This window comes from Bartonella sp. AU18XJBT (assembly GCF_028618595.1).
Classification (GTDB): domain Bacteria; phylum Pseudomonadota; class Alphaproteobacteria; order Rhizobiales; family Rhizobiaceae; genus Bartonella.
The window spans coordinates 1-2,380 of record NZ_JAQITE010000101.1 but is presented as its reverse complement, the minus strand read 5'-3'; the positions used below and the strand labels follow the sequence as shown (position 1 = coordinate 2,380).

Annotated in this window: 1 protein-coding gene and 1 pseudogene; both read left to right on the top strand. The window is 33.4% G+C overall.

What is annotated here, in order from left to right; genetic code table 11:
- The first annotated feature begins 1,032 nt into the window (after positions 1 to 1,032).
- The gene (locus tag PVV60_RS10120; protein ID WP_273724628.1) at positions 1,033 to 2,016 is read left to right on the top strand and encodes a hypothetical protein; all 984 of its coding nucleotides are present in this window, start codon (positions 1,033 to 1,035) and stop codon (positions 2,014 to 2,016) included.
- A gap of 81 nt (positions 2,017 to 2,097) precedes the next feature.
- Positions 2,098 to 2,380 (top strand): annotated as a pseudogene (locus tag PVV60_RS10115) (hypothetical protein); the annotation flags it as partial.

Here is a 2,380-nt window from a genome sequence, read left to right as displayed (position 1 = left end):
TAATTACTTACTAAAATAATCATTTTGTCAGTTCAATTTACTGACACATAACTGACAAGTTTTAATCAATTCACATCATTGGTTATCTTTAAAGATTGTACAATTGATATGAATTATGTCTTAAAAGTATTAAGATATTGAAATATAATGTTTTTAATTTTTCTCATTAAAAAAAATAATATAGGGGTTAGAGTTAACTGACAAAACTGACATCACTGACAAAAGCCTATTAAAAGCTATTTTGCTGATCTCTATAATTATCAGTTTCTATTGAGATGTTTTCATAACGGTTTATAAATCACAATTATCCTATTTATCATTTCTCTTATGAAAATGAAAAATGATGCCATGGCTATAAAGCAAATAACAGCTATAGAGAATGCGTGAAAAAAAGCAGGCTTTCATAATCATAAGGCATTTTCATAATCAAAATGCAAATGAAAGCATTGGTTATAAAAACAGTCCCTATAAAAAGCTGTTAAGTTGCAAATGTGTTATTAAAAGAAATTAACAGAAATCTTTAAAACCATTTAGTAAAAAACATGATAGGTTGTAAAGATAAAAATACGCATGATGAGAGCGTTTCTAAATATTATAAATGTATAGATTCAGAAAATAATGCAATCGTTTCACAAAGAACATAATATAGCTTTAAAAGCACATAAATATAAAAGAAGAAATTAATAAGCATAAGATATTATTAATACACAACGTATTTAAAAAATACAAAAAAATATCAAAAAAGATAAAATATTATTTGACAATAAATACGTATTTTGCTATATAAATACTCAAGTGATTAACAAACACTTTTGATAAGCGGATAGGTTACGATACAACCTTTCCCATGTCTTTAAAATACTGACTGTCTTTTATGTTTTAACTAGCATATAATGACTCTGTCGGGTGTGCTTACACCATACAATACCCTATGGGGAAAGTGTAAGCAACGGACTTATCACCGTGTTTGTTAGCGCCCGGCGCCCTTATGGACTGTCAATAACAAACAATTTTTATGATAAGGATTTAATTATGACAACTATATCAAAAAACACCTCCGTTATCTCTTCCATTTCAAATGAAACCGCATCTAATAACAAACAAGAGCCTGCAAAAAAATACGAATTTACAGGTGAGACAATAGAGGTTGGTGATTATACTCTTTATCGCATTCAGGCTTTAAGGGATTTTGCTAATATAAAAGCTGGTGATCTAGGCGGCTTTATACATAAGGTTGCAAATTTAGCTCATAATGGTGATTGTTGGGTCGGGGGGGATGCCATGGTTTATGGGGATGCACGTGTTTACGATAATGCCCATATATATGACAATGCAAAAATTACTGGATCTGCAAAAATTTATGAAAATGCAAGGGTCTATGGCAATGCTAGCGTGCATATTAGAGCTGAGGTTTATGGCAATGCGCAAGTATATGAGAATGCATTGGTTTATGGTGATATTTTCGGACATGCTAAAGTGTATGGAAATGCAAAAATTTATGACACTATTTATGGCAAGTTTCTTGATAAAACTAGAATTTATGGCAATGCTGAGATTTATGATAAAGCACGTGTTTTAGGAAGCTCTCAAGTTTATGATAATGCCCATGTTTATGAAAATGCTATAGTTTTTGATAACGCTAGGGTTTGCGATAATGCCCATGTTTGTGGCGCTGCTATGGTCAATAGAGAAGCCAAGGTTTATGGGAATGCTATAGTGACTGGTTATGCCCATGTTTATGATAGGGGCTGTGTTTGTGACAATGCTAAGGTTTATGGCAAGATCTATGGTGGCGCTCGGGTTTCCAATAATGCTTTAATTTCTGAGAATGCTGAGGTTTATGATGATGCTCGCATTTATGACAATGCTAAAATTTATGGCAAGGTCTATGGTGATGCTCATGTCTATGGCAATGCACAGGTTATTGGCTATACTGAGATAAGTGGTGATAGCAAAATTGGTGGCAATTATAAAGAATCTGTTATCACTGGTGATATTGTTTTTACAACTGTGTAAATGACGCGCGGGCGCGGCGGGGGCGCCCCTCTTTAAAACATCTCATTCAAAAATTAAATCTTCTTATAAAGGAATTGTGCCATGCAAAAAAAGTTTGCACTCACAAATGAGACACGTGTATTTAATAATCAAACCCTTTATCGCATTAAAGCATTAAGAGACTTTGCTGATGTTAAGGCTGGTGATTTAGGGGGCTTTATTGAAAAGGAAGCTAATCTATCCCATGATGGCAATTGCTGGGTGTATGATAATGCTCTTGTTTTAAATCCTGCCTATATTTATGAAAATGCCAAGGTTTCTAATAACGCTATTATAATGGGCTTTGTGTATGGCAATGCGCATGTTTGTAAGCGCGCCCGCGTTT

Bases quoted from the DNA above. Each gene is read 5' to 3' on its own strand.
- PVV60_RS10120 (WP_273724628.1), top strand. From the start codon at position 1,033: ATGACAACTATATCAAAAAACACCTCCGTTATCTCTTCCATTTCAAAT.